The organism is Stackebrandtia nassauensis DSM 44728, assembly GCF_000024545.1.
Classification (GTDB): Bacteria; Actinomycetota; Actinomycetes; order Mycobacteriales; family Micromonosporaceae; genus Stackebrandtia; species Stackebrandtia nassauensis.
The window spans coordinates 3,813,388-3,832,036 of sequence record NC_013947.1 but is presented as its reverse complement, the minus strand read 5'-3'; the positions used below and the strand labels follow the sequence as shown (position 1 = coordinate 3,832,036).

The window sequence follows — 18,649 nt, the reverse complement described above, 5'->3', positions numbered from 1 at the left end:
GACCCAAACCCCGATATCCGGCAGCCTCGTCATGACATGGCGGTGATCCCCGCACGTCGCGGTTTCGATGCTGCAAGGGGCAACCAGTGTCATCGACCTGCGGCGGCAGATGGTCTGGTCTGGGGCGGAGGCCGTGGGAGCGGGGCCCTCTAATCCCAAACCTGATGCACCCACTGTTTCTCGATGGCTACGAAGATGTCGCCGTCGGTTTTGTGCCAGGTCAGAACGGTGGTCGGATGAAGTTTCGTACAACTCGGTGTCCGCGTGGTTGACAGCGGTGACGAACTGAACGAAGCGACTCCCGGTGCCGATTTACGACGTGGGTGGGTCTTCTGCCGTGTCAAGGTCGATCTGGCGCTCATGTGCGAAGGCTTTGGCCATGGCGGGAAGTTTCGCGGCAGTGTCGGTGACGCGCGAGACGTCGATTTGGACGTTGGAGAGGGTGACGAGCATGTGGTGTAGCTGGAATGCGACGTCGTCAATCCCCATGTCCAGAGTCTTGCTGTGGAGTTGGTATCCGCCCGCCAGCAGTTGGGACAGCTCGATGCTGGTCTGACTGAAAAGGCGGTTGAGCTCCGTGCTGGCGTTGCTGACCCGCTCGTGGATGGCCAGAATTCGGCGACATAGGTCGCCGGTTTGCCCCCCGGCGGGCTTGTCGGCCGACATCGAGGGTTCGGCGGTGGTGGGTGTGGACAAGGGCTTCTCCTTCTTGTTGTTGGTTATGACAGGTGGAGCAGGCAATCCCAGGGGGCTGGGGTGCTGGGGGCGGGAAGCTGTCGGTAGTCGGCCAGGGCGAGGGCGACACCGGCCGCACCGACGAGGAGGCCGGGTTGGTCGTGGGTCTGGCCGTGGTCGTGGTGCTGGAACCCGAAAGGGCTTTCGGGATCGAAGGCCGCGGCGACTTCGTTGACGGCGGCCTTGGTGACGGGATCCTTGGCGGGCTGGGACTGCACGATTCCGGCATAGCCGTGGCACAGGGTCGGTCCGTCCACATCCCACTGTTCGGGTGATCGGTCGGCAAAATCGTGGAGGGCGTTGCCCGCGATGAGGAGTACTTCGGGTTCGCCCAGGGCGTGCCCGGCGAGGATGAGCGCGCGGGTGATGCCGGGAGTGCCGTAGCACCAGGCGTCGGCGCGGCCGGTTGTGGCGGGTGGGGTGTGGTTGTCGAGTTCGTCGCCGGTGACGGCGGGAGGCCATGTCCCATCGTCACGTCGCCAGCGCACCAGCCAGGTGGCGGCGTGGTCGATGGCGTCGGTTTGGCCGGGTACGGACCATCCGGCGATGTGGGCGGTGGACAGGAATGCCAGTGGCCCTGCCACGCCGTGGGCCAAGCCAGTGGTTGCTGCCCCTGAGGGGTGGACGGCGACGGCCTCGGGGTGGTCTGCGGCGGGCATCCACCATCCGGGTCGGTGGGTGTCGCGGGGTGCGAGGATCGCGGTCAAGGTGGTCAGCGCTGCTTTCAGACCGGGCTCGACATTGCCGACTGCGGTGTGGTGGGCGGCCAGCAGGACGCGGCCGATCCCGGCCAGGCCGGTGATCGCGTCGTAGACGTCCCAGGTGAGGATGTCGGTGCGCTGATACAGGTCGGCCATGTCGCTGGCGCATGTGGACAGCCATGTTGCGCCAGGAGCGGTGGCGGGATGGTGGTGGGTGTCGGGCAGGTAGCTGGTGCCGATGATGAGGGATGCGGCCAGGCCGCCGAGTCCGCCTTGGATACCGCTGAAGCCGCCCGGGTGGTTCTTGAGGAGTTCGGCGGCGGCGGTCCAGTGGCGGTGAGCCGCGTGGGCGAAGTCGGGGTCGATGTGAGCCAGGCGGGCGTGCAGTAGCGCAGTCCCGGCCAGGCCATGGGTGAGGGACGCCACCTCGGCACCGGCGACAGCGGCGACGACGGTTTCGGGGTCGCGGAGGCGTTGCGCGACGGTGGTGATCTGATCGTCGAGTGTGGTCATGGTGTTGTCCGAGCGATGAGGTCGGCGGCCAGTGCCCGGGCGATGCGTTCGCGGTTGTTGTCGCCCAGGAGACGGTTGGCGTGCATGTGGATCAGCGATGAGGCGCAGTTGACGCGGCGCTGCGGCGGCAAGAACGCTCGGTAGATTTTCAACGCGGCGGCGCGGTCTTCCCACAGTGGTGGGTGGAGCGGTGTGGTGTCGTCGAATGCGCGGGCGCGGGGACGCAATCGGCCCTGAACGTGACGGGCGGCCCGATCCAGGCGGTACGGGGTGAGGGCGGCGCGGTCGCCATCGGCGACGATGCGGGCGATCTCAGCTGCCGATACGGCGGCAACCGCCAGCCGGTCGTTAGCGCTGGGGTGGCTGGACAGGAGGCGGGCGGTGAGGTGGGCGTCGTGGTGGAAGACGTCTTCGACCAGTTCGATGGCCCCGGGGCCGCCGTAGCGTTCGGTTTCTTGGTGGTAGGTCTCGATGCCGAATCCGCTGGACAATCCCTCAGTGGTCAGCGCGGCGCACGTCTGGCCGAGGATGGGAAGGAGTTGCCCGCCCAAGGTGGCGGGATCGCCGTGGAAGCGGATTCTCAGGTGGGGTCCGCGCTGCGGGGTGTCGTAGCGGAGCCAAAACCAGCGCTTCCACAGGTCGGCGACGTCGGTGGCGGCGTGGGTGATGCGTGCCAGGACGGCGTCTTGTGTGGAAGGTGGGGCGTCGATGGCCAGTGACAGCCACGGCCCGCCGGGCAGAAAGGCGCCGTCGCAAGGGCAGCGCACTGATGCTGAATACAGTGGAGTGACGGGTTCGGGCTGCGCGATGGCAGCCAGCGGAACGACGATCTCCAAGGCGTGACGTCCTGCCGCACCAGGCACGACGGCTTGGATCGCCTGAGGGCCGCCGGGCGGTTCGGTCACCGCGGCTACTCCTCGGGATACGTAGCGGCGAAACAGTTCGCGGTCGTCGTCACGGTCGAGGTCGAGCGGCAGATGCCGGTCGGTGTCTTCGACCACGACGGTGATCGGCAGCGCCGGGCGGGTACTGGTGCGCCAGCGCTTCAGCGCGGCGTCCCACGGTGTTCGCCCCTTGGCGGCCTGGCGCAGATCCTCGGGGAGCCGCCAGCGGGCGGGGGCGAGGATGACGTTGCCGAAGCGCACGCGCGGGGTAAACGCGGCGGATTCGAACGGTCCCCAGGTCCACGGCCGCACAGCGACGGTGCCGTGTTGGGACAGGCGGCACAAGAAACCCGCCAGCGGTGGCATCAGGTGGTGGCCCAGCTGGTTGTGGTGGACGGCCTTGACGGGCCGGTGGTGGCGTATGGACCACAGGCCAAGTCGCTGGCCGTTGGAGATCACCGCGAGGTCGTCGGGCAGCAGGTCACCAGGTCGGGGCACGGTACCGATCGGGATACGCCAAGGAGCAGGCTCGGCGCGACCGGTCAGTGCGGCCACGGCGAAAGACAGCGGCCGAAACGCCAACTCGGTGACCATCGTGTCCTGCCCCGTGTCGGTAACGACCGGACCATCAGGCACCAGGCCGGTAAAGCGCGCGCGGGTGGACCCCGCCGGGGAGGCGGTGTTGGTGACGGCGAAGCAGAAGTCCCCGTCGCTGGCTGTGCTGCTGGCGACCACGATGCGTGTGTAGATCTCGGCCGACGGCTCGGCCTGATCGCCTGGGCGGCGCTGGTCGAGTGCGTCGATCACTGAGGCATCGAGCTGGACTTCCAGCGCGCCGCAGGTGAGGGCGTCGTTGAGCAGTCGGGCCAAAGCGTCGGTGGATGCGCGGTAGTGGGGCGCTGCGGGCTCGTTCGGGTCGTGGCCGAGGCCGGTCACGAGATCGCACGCCTCCAGCACGGGCACCAGACGGCCCGCACCGTAGCGGTGGAGGAAGCGTTCGTGCCAAGTCGACAGTGGATCGGTGTGGGGCGCGATGCGCCACAACACCCCGGCAGCCTGCGCGATCTGATCGGCGGCCTCCTTCGGCAAGCGGATGCGTGCTTCGGCCGCGGTGTCGGCGCAAAGTGGCCGCCAGGTCTTGTTCAGTCGGTCGGTGATGCGGTGGGCGGTTTTCAGCGCGGTCATGCGAGCGGCGTCGCCGGGCGGGTGAGCATCGGCTGTGGCTAGGGTTTCGCGGAGCCGTGTCAGGGTCTTGGCGAGTGGTTCGGTGTCGGGGAGCTTGTCTAGGACGTGACTGATCGGGTCGGTGCACGCGTCGGGCGGCGTCAAGTCGGTGACGACGATCCCACTGCGGACCAGCTGGCGCAGGGCCGTGTCGATGACCGATTCGGGAACGTGGGGCCACCGGTGCCGGATGGCGGTGGCGATGCGGCTCCACGTTGCGCTCGCGCGGCAGGCGTCCATGATCACGTCCACGGCTTCGGTGGCGCGGATGCTGGCGTGTTGCGGTTTGGTGAGCGAGTCGTTCGAGGGCAGGTCGGCCTCCAGGCGGTCGCCGCGTCGTGCGGTGAGGTTGTTGGCCGTGAACCTCAAGCCGCGCAACACCTCGGTGGAGTCCAAGACCTGATCGCACACCTGATGCAGCCACACCGGGTTCGGGTACGTCCGCACCCGGTGGGCGGTGCCGATGGCCAGGTCGGGGCTGGCGTCGGTGAACTCCACGTCAGCGACGGCGGCGAACACGCTTTGGGGGGTGGTGCGGCGTCGTGCCCGGATGTCGAAGGCGCGTTGGGTGGCAAGTCGCCGGTCGGCGTGGTCGGGTGCGGTGTCGGCGTCGACCTCAGACGACAGAAACATCCCCTCGACCACCACCGGGTCAGTCGGGGTGGCGGGGCCAGGATCGTTGTCGGGCAGCAGGGCAAGGCGTGCCAGACCGAATCGGGGGTCCGCGAGGCGGAACGGCCCGGTGCCGGCCGCCCCGCCTCGCTTGCTGTTGTCCATCAGCATTTACCGGGGGCAGCCGACCGAGGTGCACGAGTTCGAGCAGCCGTCGTTGGTCGGGTTGCACCGGCGTGCTGACCTTCCGCCCGCTTGGACGCGGACGTCCAAATTGAACAAGTCCTCAAAAGACTCCATATCGGTTTGCTGCGTGTTGACGTCGGTCATGTCGTTCTCCTTATCTGGTTGGGTTGTCGCGGATAGTTAGGAATTGGTCGTGGTTTCGGGCCACACCACGACCCGAGAGTGTCGCTTATGGACAGACATGATGGCTTCGGAGACGTCCGGCAGGCCAAGTCCGGAGGGGTAGACCTCGATGCGTATCCCGGTCACCGACTCCTTCGCTTCCCGCCAGCGCCGCACCTGTGCGGCCAGCGCGGCGACCGCGTCGGGAGCGGCCGGGCCGTAGGCGCACACGCCCAGTTCGAACAGGCCAGGCTTGACGGCACTGTCTCGTTTGGTCAGATATCCGAGGGCATCGGCCGTGGCGATGCCCATGCTGCCCCAGCCGTGGACCGGTTCGGCCAGGCCGCGTTTCGCGATCGACGGGGGCGCCAGCACCCGGCAAAACCCCTCCAGGTCGACCAGGTAGAAATCCAGCATGTCCAAGGGCGCGTCGATGACGACGCCGGTCCATGCCACTTCACTGGTGTTCGCCGCGGCAGTTGCCTTCTGCCACATTCGTCGGGTTGCTCGCGTGCCTGACTTGACAGAACGCTGTCACATCAACGTAGGTGGTGTGGACGTAAACAACGGTTCCGAAAGGCCACCGCGATCATGCGTGCATTGCCCATTCCAGACTGCGATCTTCTGCTTTGGCCGTCGAGCATCGCTACTGTGGCGTCCATGTGCAACTCCTGGCTGGGATCGGCATGAATGCATCCGCGGCGGGGTGGTCAGCGCAACAACAATTACGAGTGCGCTTTGTGTGTCGTTAAGAGATGCTCCAATTAGGTCTAACCGGCACCTCGTGACCCTACTTGTATTCGAGCCTATTCATTCGAGCGGGGACACGTATCTGGATTGATTTGATTACCGTGCAACTGTGATGGCGCGGTACAGTTCAATCTCTTGGTACCGCGACCATTTCGGGAGGCTCATGTGTCAAGAGGTGATCGGCGAGCATTGACGGTGACGGTGCAGCGAGTCGATCCGGGGGAAGTCGAGATTGCGTGTCCCGAACTGGATGGTCGTGCATGGAGGCTACTGGACATGGCCACCAAACGTGGCGAGAGCTTGGCCAGATCCCTTGAAGCCCTGGGATCGGGGTATGGGGTTGAGCATATTTCCGAACCAACGATGGCACAGTTGCGTCGGATCGACGAGTTCGCTTTTGAGACGAAAAACTTGGTTCGGATTATCCATGTTATCTCTCATGGCGAAGTGGATGGACAGGATCAGCTGCACTTGGTGGCTCGCAACGGGTTCGGATATCGCACCAACATGACAAGCCTTTGTCGCAGCCTTGCCGATCTTGCTGGAGAGTACGGACATATCTTGTTGGTCTTGGATCTGTGTCATGCGGGCACCGCAGTGCGGGATCTAACCCATCGACAGTTTGGGGACCGGTTGTGGGTTGCTGCCGCTGCTGGTGCCGATCGAGAAACATGGGATGGAGTATTTACACAGGCTTTTGCTGACACGCTGATGCAGATTGCAAAGCAACGCAGTGTAGAAGGCACTGCCGATCAGCATGTTTTTGATCCGAGCGCCCCCTACGTGAGTATGGCATTCGTTCGAAGCCGAGTGGTGGAGAACCTGGTGAAGTTGTGGCCAGAAAAGGCGGCGTCACGGGCGCCAGACCCTTGGTTTCATGGGGCGTTTAGCAAGGGTGATGGCGGAGTTCAGGGGGTGCCGTTCTTCGCCAATCCGCGATTCGACCCGCTCGCTCGCGACGCTGTGACTGCACGCCAGCGAATTAGTTCTGGGTTGCACGAGTATCTGGACATCGCACACTTTCAGGATCGGGTAGGCACCCATTTCACTGGTCGACGCACGTTGTTGACTGAGCTTGGGAACTGGCGGGCTGATCGAGACACTAATACACCGGTGCGGTTGATTGTTGGGGGTGCTGGAGTCGGTAAGTCCAGTGTGTTGGGTGTCATTGTTCTAACAGGACATCCACATGTCGCCAAACGGCCTGAGTTTCACAAACAGTTGGCTGAATTGAGAAGGCGTCTACCGTCTGAGTTCAGTCAGGAGTTTACTGAGCCCATTGCGGCAGTGCATGCCCGACAACTGAGGACAGACGATGTCGTGGGTTCATTGATGGATCAGCTTTACGGACAAAGTGGAGGTCCGAAAGCCAAGCCGCCTGATAGCACTGTCGGTAACTTCATTTCGTGGTTGAGAACGACGCAGCATCCACCATTGCTGATTGTGGACGCTATCGATGAGGCCGCTGACTCCCTTGACTTGATTAGGCGATTGATAATTCCACTGACGCGAACGGCAGTCCATTTCGGAGCAGTCCGATTGCTTCTGGCGCTGCGCACTGTCGACGAACAGCAACGGCGCCTGGCGAAAGAGATTGCGAGCATCGCATCCGCAGGTGATGACCGGACCATCAAACTGCACGACATCGACTTGTCTGAGCCAGCCGAGCTTCATCGTGACCTCCGGAGATTTCTAATTGAGACTCTGGAAACTGACGACAACCGCGCGTGGCGCCAAGCGCGGGTCGCGTCTGTCGCTCAACATGTGGCTACTCAATTGACCCGCTCTCCCGAGGGCGACTGGGGGGCGTTCTTGGTGGCGGTGCTGTTTTCACAGTACTTGCTGCGTCAAACTGAGCATGATTTGGATGCCGCATTGCAGACCATTCCCCGCACGTTGCCAGAGGTACTAGAGCTCGATTTGGCAATGGGTAATGCGCGGCGTCGTCAGCAACGTCGCGCTGTGTTGGCGGCCCTGGCACACGTCAAGGGCGCTGGCATGCCGTCTCACTTGGTGCATCTACTGGCCCAGCAAGTCTTCGGTGGCGGTGACAACCTCGACACCGCCACTTTGTTGACTGACCCGCAAGACCTGAAGGTTTACCTGCGTACAAGCGTCGATACCAACAACACCACGCTGTTCCGGTTGTTTCATCAAGCACTGGTCGATCATCTACTTGCTTATCCTCGGCGATCTGCGCATGAAGGACTTCACACATGACGAAATTTGATGACGTACGCGCGATTGCCCGTGCTTTTGTGGAGTATGCAGATAGTACGTGGGCCTGCGACCCTGAACCCTATCTTTGTCGCCATGCCGCAGAATTCACCGCTGAGGCTAGTATCTTGGCGGAACTGCTGCCGCAACAAGACTTTCTAAAGAATGCTGATCCACATCGCTTGGTTCCTCTGCTGCGACAAGAACTCGGAGGCCCTGCTGCCCGCCTAGCGATCTCGTATCTGCTCCATGCAGGTTATCACCGTAATACGCCCAATCCTGATCAACGCGCGCTTCGGATTTACATAGACCAAATTCGTGCTGGTATCGCACATCCCACCGTCGACCTTCGCGCTGAAGATTGGACACCGCGATGGGCCATAGGAGCCCACTTTAGCCCCGCGCTCTTCGAAACCCTCACCGGGTATTTCCGAAAAGTCACAGCATTGGCATGCACCACGGTAAACGGCGACTCCGTAGCCATCATCGGAAGTATTGATGGGACAGTTCGAGCATGCAGTCTTACCACCGGACAACAATACCGTCCCGATCCGACTGATTGTCCCGAAGTGGTAACAGCATTGGCATGCACCACGATTAACGGTGACCCCGTAGCCATCATCGGTGGCACAGCTGGGACTCTTAGGATCTGGAATCTAATTACTGGGATAGAACACCGTCGATCGTTGTTTGGCATTCGGGCGGTTCGAGCGCTGACGTGCACCACGATAAATGGCGACCCGACGGCCATCCTAGTTAGCGATGACGAAACTGTGTGGCGATGCAGCCTTACCAACAGATTTCGTAACGATCTGGTACGGCTTACTATTTCAAAGCCCATAACGGCGTTGACCTGTGCCACAGTAGAAGAACAACCTGTAGTTATTACAGGCAGCAAGAGCGGCAATGTACGATTGCACAATCTCAATGCCAACAACGAGTGGCGTGTAACCTTGCCGAAACGCAATTGCGAAGTGCGGGCACTTGATTTCACCACCGTCAACGGTGACCCTTTAATAGTCATTGGTGACTATGACGGGTCGCTTAGAATATTGAATCTTGCGACGCGTGAGCAAACCTGGCTCAACGTTTCAGAGGCAACCGAAGATCCCAACTCATATCCGAGGGCACGCCGAAAGGAAGTCGTGTCGGCGACATCTTCGGAAGAAGATGGGAGTTCCATCGCAGTCACCATAGATTTCAAGGGAACGTTGCGTATATGGGACCTCGTTGCGGGCACACATTATTGTCCCGATCTTGACCGAAATACCGCCCTGTGGTCGCCCGCGCTCTGCGCTACAGTAGACGGTCGCTCGGTGATTATAGTTGGAAGCCGCGACGGAAAGGTCCGCGTGTGGGACTCCGCCATTGAACAACAGACCGAGTCGAAACCCATATCCGTCGAAAAAGTCACAGCAATCGCATGCACAGTCGCAAATAGCAATCCAGTAGCGGTAACCCTGAATAATCGCGCGACAGTGCAAGTATTGGACCTTGCCACCGCAGAACGGCTCCGTCTGGACATTCGTGGACATAGCGGTCACCTGACGGCAGTAGCATGCACGACGGTTGACGGTCAACCTATAGCCGTCATTGGTGCTAATGACGGAACCGTACAGGCTTGGAATCTTACGACAAGACAATCACATTGTGAACCGCTCACTGAAAGCAACGACCTAATCCTCGCGGTGGCATGCACAACAATTGGCGGTCAACCTGTAGCCGTCATTGGCGGTAATGATGGAACCGTATGCGTTTGGAATCTTGGAACTGGACAACAACGCCGCATGGTCGTGTCCGAAGAAGCTGGGCAGATCACCGCAGTGGCGTGCACGGATATCAACGGTGAGTTGGTAGTTGTCATAGGCTGCGCAAACGGATCATTGTGGGTAGGGAACCTCGCTACCGGGCAACAGTACCGCCCAGATTTCGCTAAAGGTGTCCTGCCGATTCGCACTTTGGCGTGCACAACCGTAAATAGCCACGCGGTGGTGGTCCTCAGCGGTAATGAAGACTCCGTGCAATGCTGGGATCTCACCACCCGACGACACCTCGGCCCAAACCAGAGCAGTCGCGTATTGCCGGTTCGTACGTTGGCGTGCGCGACAGTGGATAATCACCCTATAGCCGCCATTTGCAGCAACGACGGGACAGTGCGAGTCTGGGATTTGCAGAGGCACAAGCAATTGACACAACCTATCCGCATTCTCGATCCAGTAGATTGCTTGGCCATAGCCCCCGACCTATCGCTAGTTATTGCATATAACACCGAGGTAATGGCCTTCAATCCACCCCAAAGGTGGGACTGGAAGGAAGATACATGAAAATTGTCGGAATACACGGAATCCGGTGCTATCGACCTGATCCTCCACTTGAAGCCGCACGTTATTTGGAGACCAAATGGCGCCAGGCGCTGGAAGACAATCCAGTACTGAAATGGCCAGTAAGGTCGATCGATTTCTCTATTAGTTATTATGCACATCTGCTGGTCCAACAAGGACGACAATCCGACACAGACCTAGATGATGCCGCATTGCAATTGCTGACCGAGCTCTTGGCACCCTGGACACCTGATGCCGCCGGTATCCAAGGTCGGGCCATGGTACTGCTCCGACTTGCCGCAGCGCGTCTAGCCGGGAAGCACGGCCTGGAGGAACGCACAGTGTGGCGTTTCATTCGACAGTTCGCGGCTGAAGTTTCCTACTACCTGGAAGGGCGTGAAGGTTTTACTCCGCGTGACACAATCATTGACGCAACTGCGAAAGCAATCGACAAGGCTGACATCGTCATCGCCCACTCACTAGGCACTGTGATCGCCTACGAAGCCCTTCACCGGCACCGCGTGGCTGTGCCGCTGTTGATCACGCTTGGATCGCCGTTGGCGATACCCGCCATCGTCTCCCGTCTAAAACCTCCTGTCATTAATGGTCGGGGTCGCAAGCCGCCCAGCGTAAAGCGTTGGATCAATCTTGCCGACTGCGGCGACTACATTGCCATTCCTATCAATGAAACCGATAGCATCAACGCAGTTTTCGATGGGATCGACGAGCACAATGATTCCATTCGCATTGGCATTTTCAGATCTCATGGTATTGAAGGCTACCTTCGACACCCAGTTCTCGGACGCGCTGTTGCAACTTAACTGTGGGGTCGCCAGTCCTTCACAGACTCAAATCACCTGTGCGTTCCGCTTTCTGGCGATGGAGCGCGGCCGACCAGACCGGCGGCAACCCGTGGATGCTCGGACCGGACTGGCCAAGGCCACCGACGACGTCGTCGATACCGACAAATGCCCGGTTGACAACGTCGAGCTGGAGCGACTGCAGTTCGAAGCGCGGAGAGGCGACCCCGATAAGGAGTTCGCCGGCGGCTACATCGCCGCCTACGGCGACCAGGTCTGCGAACTGAAGGCCGTAGCCTTCGCCGCCCTGCATTAAGCTGGCTCATACGGATCAGCAGTCACAAACAAGGCGGGTTGTCGTGGTCGTGGTGTTTTCGGAGGCTCAGCCCGGTCGTCCAATGATTCGCATTGAAGTCGGCGAAGTGGACGAACTGGACGATCCAGGACGGTATTACGAGGACGACGCGACCCGGGTCGCTCTTCCTGAGAAGGTTCGAGAGCGCGGACGAACCCTGTTCATCGAAGCCCTTGACATGCTGGACAGTTGCTGTGAGGCAGTGTCAGAGAAGTTCGCCAAGAAAGCAGGGAACGGACCGTCCGAAATCGAGATGCGCATGGCGTTGCAATTGGACGGCAAGGCCGGGGCGAAGTTCGTGGAACTGGGAGCCAGCGCCCACATGGACGTGGTGATGCGGTGGAAGGACCCGTCCGATGACCGATGACATCCAGGTACTTCCATACTCCTATGTAGTAGGGCAGGACGCGCTCAAGCACGCGCTGGAAATCAGCTACGTCAGCCGAGGTTCTGGGGGCGTTTTGATCGCCGGCGAACGCGGCACCGCGAAGTCGACCACCGTCCGGGCGTTCACCCGCATGGTGAACGACCGACTGCCGGTGACCCTGCCCATCAACGCCACCGACGATCGGGTGCTGGGCGGCTGGCGCATCGAGGAGCTGATGCGGGGCGAGGCACGGCCGCAACCGGGTCTGCTGGAGACCGCCAATGACGGCGTACTGTACATCGACGAGGTCAACCTTCTAGACGATCACCTGGTGAACGTGATCCTGGACGTCGCATCGACCGGGATCCTGGTGGTGCAGCGGGAAGGCCGCGACGAGCAGATCCCGGTGTCGTTCACGCTCGTGGGCACGATGAACCCCGAGGAGGGCGGGCTGCGACCGCAGCTGCTCGACCGCTTCGGGATGGCGGTACCAGTGAGCACCGAGACGGACGTTGGACGCCGCGCGGAGATTCTGTCTACAGTGCTGCGATTTGATGTGGAGGGTGCCCTGCCGTCCTCGACCTGGCTGAGCCAGGGCACCAGGAACGACCAGGCCCGGCGCGAAGCACTCAACGCGGCCCGCGATCGCGTGAGCGACAGCGTGGTCAGCGACAAGATAGTGGACTTGTGCGCGCAGGTGGCCACCGAGTTCAAGGCCACCGGGCACCGCAGCGAGATCGTCATGGTCAACGCGGCCCGCGCCGAGACGGCCCTCGACGGACGAACTGCGGTGGAACCACGGGACGTGGCGGCGGTGGCTCCGTTCGCGCTGTTGCACCGCCGTCCCGAGGCCGCCTTCGCCGAAGACCTCTCGTGGACTGCGGCGGATCAGAAGCTGCTTGATGCCCTGACCACGGAGTGATCGATGGAACGGATGGCCACCGCGCTGGCGTGCGCCGCGATCGATCGACACCTGGCAGGGGTGCTGCTGTTCAATCTGGATCCGGGACGGATCGGTGCGCTGGGGCGGTGGCTCGCAGCGTTGCTCGGCAGCCAGACCCGCACGGTGCTGGCTGGCGCGGCCACCCACGATGAAGACCTGTGGACCCGGTTCAGCCTCAGCGGTTCACAGGTGTCCATCACACCGGGCGCGCTGTTCGACCAGACGGTGGTGCTGGTTCCCGATCTGACACAGCTGAGCGATGCCGGCGCCCGTGCGGCCATCGCCACCATCGGTGCCGACGTCGCACACATCGAACGTGATGGGCACCAGTCGATCCAGGTACCGAAAGCCCGCTGGCTGGTGGGTTGCCGCCGAGAGGGCGCGGGGGAGTTGTCGCGGCATCTGCTCGACCGGTTCGCATTGCGCGTCGACGCCGCCGACGTGCCCGGCGAACTCGACCCGCCACCACGATCGTGGCGCGACGCCGTCGAACGCGCAGCGCACGCGACACCACTGCCGATGTCGACGCGAGTGCTCGGCTATGTCATGGAACTGTTCACCGCCGCCGACGCCGGTGCGCGCCGTCCCGTGGCGGTCGCCCGCCTCGCCCGCGCGATCGCCCGCCTGGACGGCGACGAGACGGTTTCGGTCCGGCATGTGGACCTGGCCACCGAGCATTTGGGTATACCGCGCCACCACCGGTTGTCCGTAGTGGACGATGCTTCGCCGCTGTCGCGGAATGATGCGGCTGGCCCGGCCCCGAACCGGACTGAAGAGGCCATCCAGGCTCCCGAGGGGCCGGTGCCGCAGTACCTGGCGGCCGGAGCCGGTTTCGAAGCCCCGTCGGCCGTCCACACGTCGCTGGTGGCCGTGCCGTATCCCGAGGATGAGCCGATGACACGGTCACGGCTCGGTTCGGTGAACCTGGACCACACGTCGCCACAATGGAGCAACGTCGCCGCACACGGCCGACCGTGGGGAACGGTTCCGGCACACGACCTGACGGACCTGTCGATCACCGCCAGCCTCCTGGAAGCCTGCAAACTACAGGTCATGCGCTGCCCCGGGCACCACGGCTCGGCACACCGGCTGCACGTGACCGCCGCCGACCTGCGTCGGCACAAACGGACCATTCAGCCCACCGACCTGCTGGTGCTGCTGGTGGATCACACCTGTGGCGGCGCCAACTGGAACCTGCCCGCGGCGCTGGGGGCCCACATCGCCTGGGCCTACGAGCAACGCGCCCACATCCGCGTCGTCGAATTGGGCGACGCCGACAGCGCCGACGAGCTGTCCGCCCGGCAGTTCGTCGTCCGCAATGCCCTGGACCGGCGGCTCCACAGGGTGCTGTCACGGCGGCCCGGACGGGCTACTCCGCTGGCACACGGGATCGAGTTGGCGGGCCGCGTCCTGCGCCGATTCGCCGGATCGGACCGATCCGTGGCCCGTGACACCCGGTTCGTCCTCGTCACCGACGGGCGGGGAAACGTACCACTGTCGGCCAGCCTCACCGGCCAGGTCGACTTCCCGGTGGCCCGTCGCGGCGTCGAGGACAGCCTCTACGCCGCCCGCCAGATCAGGACTCTGCCCCGAACCCAGACCATTGTGGTGTGTCCGGGCAGCCACCGGACGAGCCCCGTTGTAACTGAACTGGCCCAGGTGCTCGGTGCCGACATCCTGACCGGTGACGGTGACAATGGCTGAACGCCGGTTCCCCGTCATGTCGAGGCTGCTGTCGGCCCGCCGAGCACGCCGCGAGCCGCCTCCCGACCAGGCGCACTCAGCGGAGGCCCGCGTTCCCGACACGGGCGCCCAAGCGTTCGAACCCATGGGCGCCATCAACGTCGACCCCACCGCCAGCTCACCGGCGGGCACGGTCAAACTGCGGGTCGTGCGTCCTTTCGGGAAGGACGAACATGTCGAGATCACCGCGAAGTCACCCGGCGTCCCCAAACTGGCATGCATCGACGGTGCGGCGGTGCGGGAGCCGTCCACCGATCTCAGCGACGTCATCAAGGTCGGAGGCCTGGCGCCCTCGGAGGTGCTGGCTCGGATCCGGAACTGGTCGCTGGCCAATGGCGCGGCCGTGACCGGGTGGTTGTCCCGGGCACGACGCCATTGCGGCGAGGAGCCCCGGCTGCTGATCCACGACGAGACCGATGCCAACATCCCATGGGAGTTGCTGTGGCTGCCCGACGATCCCGATCGACGACAAGGAGCCTACGTCGGGTGTTCGTTCGTGACCGCGCGTTGGACCCCATTGCAGGTGACCAGAAGAGAACAACGCAACCATCCATATTCAACACTGCGTTGTCGCGGTGAGGTCCTGGCATACGTCGGAGAGGACATGGCCGAGGCCGATCTGTCCATGATCGACGGCTACGGTGCCCGGACGGTGGCTAGCGCGAGACTGCTGTTTAAGGAACTCGCCGATCCCGGCAGGCCGCTGTCGCTTGTGTATATCGGCGCGCACGGCAGGTTCAGCACCCGCAGCTTCGAGTTCACCGTGGCGGAGGTGGCACTGGGCCGGATCTTCGCCGAGACCTTTCCCCGGATCGACGACGCCGCCCCACTGGTGTTCCTCAACGCGTGCCACTCCGGGCGCGTCATCATCGACGAATCCGACACCTCGCTGCCGAGCAGCTTCGCCGAGGTGTTCCTGCGATCGGGTGCCGCGGGATTCATCGGGACCACTGGTGCCGTCCGGGAACGGGAGGCCAGACAGGTGGCGAAGGGCATCCTGAACGCGCTGGCCCGGCAACCCGGCAAACCCGTGGCCACGGCACTGCGCGACTTCCGCCGCCAGGTCGTGGCCGAACACAGCCGCCAGACCTGGAGCGCCGACAGGGGCGATGAGGAATCACGGGCGCTGCCGCTGCTGTACACGTTTATGTACGTGTATTACGGCAGCCTGTGGACCACAGTGGAACTTTCGGGTAGGGGGGTCGGCGAATGACTTCCACGACGGCGATGATCCGCATCGAGCCGCTGGTTCGATGGCCCCGCCACATGACCTCTGGACAGGCGCACCTGGTTGAGGTCGATCTACGGCTGCTCGACGAGCACTGGCCATATGAGAACGAGGAGTTCACGTTCCACGTCCTGCTGGCGGGGATGCCGTTCCACGAGGTGCGCACCGTCGGCCCGCCCGAGATCGTCGTGCACCGCTTCGGAGGGTCGTACGGATCATGCCGATTCGTGGTGACACCGACCGTGGCGTCCGGTGATCATCCATTGGCGCTGAGCTTGGAGACCGACGGCGGCGCGCACGTGACGACGATCGAGCTGCCCGTCCACGTCGCCGCCGAGACACGCGACGAAGTGCGCGAAGCCGTGGTGCCGGCGGCGGGGCGGTCCGGGCGTGCGGAGCATCGGGCGAACCCGGCGGTGACGGCGCGAAGTGTCGTGCCGTTGCTGGCGGCGCATATCGGTCCGGACTTCTCGACGGACGCCGTCGCGGCGGTGGCCGGGGTCGATTTGCCGACGGCGGGCCGTTTGCTGGCGGAGCTAGCCGCCGACGGCAGCGTCGATGAGTCGCGAGACGCACGATACTCGCTGTCCCCCAAGGGGCGCGGACGAATCGAGACAACACCGGCCGACCTGCGTGACGCGGCCCGGCGGCGTCTGCTCGACCACTATCGGCAGACCGGCCAGTTGGCGTTGGAGATCATGGCCCCGCGTGGGGTGTCGGTCGTCCAGGGTGTGATCGGGTTCCGTGACCGCTCCGCCGCCCGGGACTGGCTCGATGAAGAGACATCCAATATGGCGGCGTATGCGTCGCTGGCCGCGGAGAACGGCTGGATGGAGCACGCCCGGGAACTGCTGCAGGTGCTGTCTCAGCACCTGCTCGACACCGGTCACCACGAGACATTCTTTCGTCTGTGCCGCCGTATGGCCAACGCCTCAGATCATGAGGTGAAAGATTTGGCGCTCAACGAACTCGCCGACACCTACCTGGAACTGGGCCGCTACCTCGAAGCGATGGAGTGCCTGAACCGAGTACGGGAACTGGAAGCGTCATCTGCCGGAATCGCCGGACACGCTGAAGCCCTGAACAAACTCGGGGTCGTGCATTCGCGACTGGGACAGCACGAACGTGCGTATGAGTTTCACCAGCGGGCTCTGGAGTTCGCCCGCGGGACTGAGAACCGCCTGTTGATCGTGGACACATGCGTGCAGCTGGGCATTTCGCTCGTGTCGCAGGGCAGGCTCCAAGAGGCACTGGCGCGTTTCGCTCATGCCCGAGACCTGAGCGAAGAGCTCAACGACCAGTACCGGGTCGCCTTGTCCACGGAACACCTGGCCCAGGTCCACGCCGCCCTCGGTAACGTTGACAATGGGCGGGAACTGTGGGCAGAGGCGGCACAACGGTATCGGTCGCTGGCGCGACCGCCGACCGACACGTCACGATCGGACACGGAACCCGTTCCCGGTGTGGCGGGACGGGTCTCGGACGAAAGGCGGCTTACCGAGGCGATCGAGCAGCTGGCCAGTGGTCGCCGCGCGGAACAGGATGTCGGGATTCAGACCTTGGAAACCCTGGCTCGGCAGGTGAAACAGCTGCGGCAGACCGCCGTGGACGAGCTTTGCCGATATGTCCGCGAGTTTTCGGAGCGCGAGACCAACACGGCGAAGTCCTCGCACCACGGTAGGGTTCGCCACGTCCTCGACATTCTGGTGGATCTGTCGCACGCAACCGACGCGAACGTGGAGCCGACCAACATCGACCTCAGTGGCGCGGTCCTGCCGCAGGTCGACTTCACTGACTGCCGATTCGGCTACGCCAGTTTCAACCGGGCGGTATTCACGCGGCAGGCCAACTTCACCAATGTGGTCTTCGACGGACCGGCGCAGTTCAGCGACACGATGTTCGAGTTCCCCGACGCCGGGTCAGCTGTGTTCACCTCGGCGAAGTTCCAGGGAGCGGCGGACTTCAGCAGGGCCGAGTTCAACGGCAGAGCCTCGTTTCTCTCGGTGAGTTTCCTCGACGAAGTGATATTCCGTGACGCGAACTTCATGGCGGCCGCGCTCTTCACCGGCGGGAGCGGACACGGTGCCGTGCGCTTTGATGACGTGATAATCGCGGAACCCGAATCCCTGCGGTTGGAGGACTTCGAGGTACTCCAGCCGTCCGCCGCCCACCGCTGGCCAGTTGGTTGGAGCCCGTACACCACCGCCAACGAAGGACTGTCGCTGCGGCGGGCCCCCGAAGCGGGAGTAAGCCGGGCCGACGAACGCCTGGCGCTCGCGTTGGCCCACATGGGTGAACCGGACGCGCTGGACGAAGTTATAGCCGAGTATTCGCCCCTAGTGTGGCGAGTGGCCCGGGGTCAGGGGCTCGATCGCTCCATGGCAGAGGACGTCGTACAGGCCACCTGGATGCGGCTGGTGCAAAGCCTGCCGCGCGACGTCCAAAACCTCAAGAACCTGCAGGGTTGGCTCACGAGCAGCGCCAAGCGCGAAGCATGGAAACGAGCCCGGCAAGCGAGATTGGAGATCCCCAGTAGCCTGGAGTGGTTCGAGGACCTGCGCAGTTCGGAGAACGTCGAAGACGATGTGGCGGACCGGATGAACACGGCCCCCCGGTACCAGGCTATTTGGGCAGCACTCAACCAGATGTCGGACGTGTGCCGGGCGCTCATCCAGGTCATCGCCTACACAGACCGACCCGACTATGACGCGGTCGCGCGGCAACTCGGTATAGCGAGAGGTTCCATCGGCCCCACACGCGGCCGGTGCCTCGCGCACCTGCGACGGCTGTTGCAGGAGAACTCGGACTTCAATGACTGAGTCCCCGCCGACCTCGAATGGTTGTACAACGTGCCTCGGATGTAGAGGTCATCCATCCAACGAAACAAGAGCTTGAAATACCGAGTTAG

At 63.0% G+C, this 18,649-nt stretch carries 14 protein-coding genes; 9 read left to right on the top strand and 5 right to left on the bottom strand.

Translation table 11 applies throughout. The features are described 5' to 3' along the window. Window positions 1-312: 312 nt before the first annotated feature. From SNAS_RS17765 to SNAS_RS17750, 5 genes are all read right to left on the bottom strand, one after another. The gene (locus SNAS_RS17765) at window positions 313-696 is read right to left on the bottom strand and encodes a hypothetical protein (protein ID WP_013018835.1); all 384 of its coding nucleotides are present in this window, start codon (window positions 694-696) and stop codon (window positions 313-315) included. Between the two features lie 23 nt (window positions 697-719). Then, a complete protein-coding gene (locus SNAS_RS17760; protein ID WP_013018834.1) occupies window positions 720-1,949 on the bottom strand; it encodes a lanthionine synthetase C family protein in 1,230 nt (409 codons plus the stop codon). Further along, on the bottom strand, window positions 1,946-4,834 hold the full coding sequence (locus SNAS_RS17755) for a lantibiotic dehydratase (RefSeq protein WP_280101485.1): 2,889 nt from the start codon (window positions 4,832-4,834) through the stop codon (window positions 1,946-1,948). The genes SNAS_RS17760 and SNAS_RS17755 overlap by 4 nt, the downstream gene beginning before the upstream one ends. Window positions 4,835-4,840: 6 nt before the next feature. Further along, window positions 4,841-4,969, bottom strand: a complete 129-nt coding sequence (locus SNAS_RS34155) for an FxLD family lanthipeptide (RefSeq protein WP_244409165.1) — start codon at window positions 4,967-4,969, stop codon at window positions 4,841-4,843. Between the two features lie 66 nt (window positions 4,970-5,035). Beyond that, a complete protein-coding gene (locus SNAS_RS17750) occupies window positions 5,036-5,473 on the bottom strand; it encodes a class I SAM-dependent methyltransferase (protein WP_041625018.1) in 438 nt (145 codons plus the stop codon). A 570-nt stretch (window positions 5,474-6,043) separates the two neighbouring features. On the opposite strand from SNAS_RS17750, the gene SNAS_RS35235 reads away from it, so the two are divergent. From SNAS_RS35235 to SNAS_RS32935, 9 genes are all read left to right on the top strand, one after another. Then, complete coding sequence (locus SNAS_RS35235; RefSeq protein ID WP_013018830.1) at window positions 6,044-7,987, top strand: ATP-binding protein; 1,944 nt, start codon at window positions 6,044-6,046, stop codon at window positions 7,985-7,987. Further along, window positions 7,984-10,308 carry a WD40 repeat domain-containing protein gene (locus SNAS_RS35230; protein WP_013018829.1) on the top strand — a complete coding sequence of 775 codons (2,325 nt, stop codon included), beginning with the start codon at window positions 7,984-7,986 and terminating at the stop codon, window positions 10,306-10,308. The genes SNAS_RS35235 and SNAS_RS35230 overlap by 4 nt, the downstream gene beginning before the upstream one ends. Then, window positions 10,305-11,126: a hypothetical protein gene (locus tag SNAS_RS35225; RefSeq protein ID WP_013018828.1), complete on the top strand. Its 822-nt coding sequence runs from the start codon at window positions 10,305-10,307 to the stop codon at window positions 11,124-11,126. The genes SNAS_RS35230 and SNAS_RS35225 overlap by 4 nt, the downstream gene beginning before the upstream one ends. A gap of 91 nt (window positions 11,127-11,217) precedes the next feature. Beyond that, window positions 11,218-11,421, top strand: a complete 204-nt coding sequence (locus SNAS_RS35830) for a hypothetical protein (protein ID WP_041625016.1) — start codon at window positions 11,218-11,220, stop codon at window positions 11,419-11,421. Window positions 11,422-11,464: 43 nt separating this feature from the next. Then, the gene (locus SNAS_RS17735) at window positions 11,465-11,827 is read left to right on the top strand and encodes a CU044_2847 family protein (RefSeq protein WP_144300548.1); all 363 of its coding nucleotides are present in this window, start codon (window positions 11,465-11,467) and stop codon (window positions 11,825-11,827) included. After that, window positions 11,817-12,749, top strand: coding sequence for a magnesium chelatase ATPase subunit I (locus SNAS_RS17730; RefSeq protein WP_013018825.1), 933 nt, complete (start codon window positions 11,817-11,819; stop codon window positions 12,747-12,749). The genes SNAS_RS17735 and SNAS_RS17730 overlap by 11 nt, the downstream gene beginning before the upstream one ends. A 3-nt stretch (window positions 12,750-12,752) precedes the next feature. After that, window positions 12,753-14,474, top strand: coding sequence for a hypothetical protein (locus SNAS_RS17725; RefSeq protein ID WP_013018824.1), 1,722 nt, complete (start codon window positions 12,753-12,755; stop codon window positions 14,472-14,474). Then, window positions 14,467-15,726 carry a CHAT domain-containing protein gene (locus SNAS_RS17720; RefSeq protein WP_013018823.1) on the top strand — a complete coding sequence of 420 codons (1,260 nt, stop codon included), beginning with the start codon at window positions 14,467-14,469 and terminating at the stop codon, window positions 15,724-15,726. The genes SNAS_RS17725 and SNAS_RS17720 overlap by 8 nt, the downstream gene beginning before the upstream one ends. After that, a complete protein-coding gene (locus tag SNAS_RS32935; protein ID WP_013018822.1) occupies window positions 15,723-18,560 on the top strand; it encodes a sigma-70 family RNA polymerase sigma factor in 2,838 nt (945 codons plus the stop codon). The genes SNAS_RS17720 and SNAS_RS32935 overlap by 4 nt, the downstream gene beginning before the upstream one ends. Window positions 18,561-18,649 lie beyond the last annotated feature (89 nt).